This window comes from Pseudomonas palleroniana (assembly GCF_003031675.1).
Taxonomy (GTDB): domain Bacteria; phylum Pseudomonadota; class Gammaproteobacteria; order Pseudomonadales; family Pseudomonadaceae; genus Aquipseudomonas; species Aquipseudomonas palleroniana.
On sequence record NZ_PYWX01000056.1, the window covers coordinates 1 to 1,120 of the forward strand.

The 1,120-nt window shown below is 55.5% G+C and carries 2 protein-coding genes; both read left to right on the plus strand.

Annotation, left to right across the window (positions count from 1 at the left end; all coding sequences use genetic code 11):
• Positions 1–251: transposase (locus C9383_RS28445; RefSeq protein ID WP_249031089.1), on the plus strand; the 251-nt coding region annotated here is incomplete at its 5' end.
• Between the two features lie 8 nt (positions 252–259).
• Positions 260–1,084 (plus strand): IS3 family transposase, encoded by an 825-nt coding sequence (locus C9383_RS19635; protein WP_249031090.1) that lies wholly within the window; start codon positions 260–262, stop codon positions 1,082–1,084.
• Positions 1,085–1,120 lie beyond the last annotated feature (36 nt).

Below are 1,120 nucleotides of genomic sequence, written 5' to 3' on the forward strand. Positions count from 1 at the left end.
TGGATGAAGGTCAGCCGGTTACCGAAGTCTGTGCCAGCCTGGATATCGGCCCCACAGCCCTGCGCCGTTGGGTTGATCAAGTGCAAAAAGAGCGCTTGGGCTCGACTCCGGTGGGGGCCAAGGCGATTACCGCTGATCAACGAGAAATCCAGAGGCTCAAAGCTCTGCTCAGAGAGAAAGACCTGGATATCGAAATCCTAAAAAAGGCCAGTGCTCTCCTGCTTTTGGACGCCAAAGATCATTCACGCTGATCGATGAGCTGGACGAGCAGTACGGCGTTAAAAAGTGTTGCCGGGTGTTTGGGGTCAACCGCAGTAGCTTTTACGCCTGGCGCCAGCGCCAAGGCAGAGCAAATCCTGAACGGGACAAGCTCAAAGCCGCGCTGGTCAGGCACCACAAGGCGTCCAGAGAGTCGGCCGGCGCACGTACTTTGTCCAAGGAGCTACAAGCCAAAGGGCATCGTATCGGGCGTTATATGGCTCGCAGTTTGATGCGCGAAGCTGGCATCGCTAGTCGTCAGCGCCGGCGCCATAAGTACAAATCGCCGGGTGTGGAGGCCTTGGTGGCGCCGCACGTGCTCAAGCGAAAATTTGATGTGACGGCGGTTAATCAAGTGTGGTGTGGCGACGTGACATACATCAAGGTCGGCAAGCGATGGATGTACTTCGCCGCCGTTCTGGATCTGTACGCTCGCAGGATCGTAGGCTGGTCGTTCTCGATGATTTCTGATGCCAACCTGACCTGCGAAGCGCTACGCATGGCGGTTGAGCTGCGCGGCCATCCCCAGGATGTGTTGTTTCATTCTGATCAAGGTTGCCAGTACACCAGCCATAAATTCCGAAACGCGCTTGTGAAACATGGGTTTAGGCAAAGTATGAGCCGTAAAGGCGAGTGCTGGGACAATGCCCCGATGGAGCGTTTCTTTGGTAGTTTGAAGTCCGAGTGGGTGCCTGAAACGGGCTACAAACTGGAGCATGAGGCCCGGGCAGATGTGCAGCGCTATGTCTCGCGCTACAACATCAGTAGGCCTCACAGCTATAACGACTACAGATCGCCGGTCGTGAAGGAAAGGTTGGCGGCGTGAACCGTAATCAGTGTCCAAGATTACTTGACCAGTTCA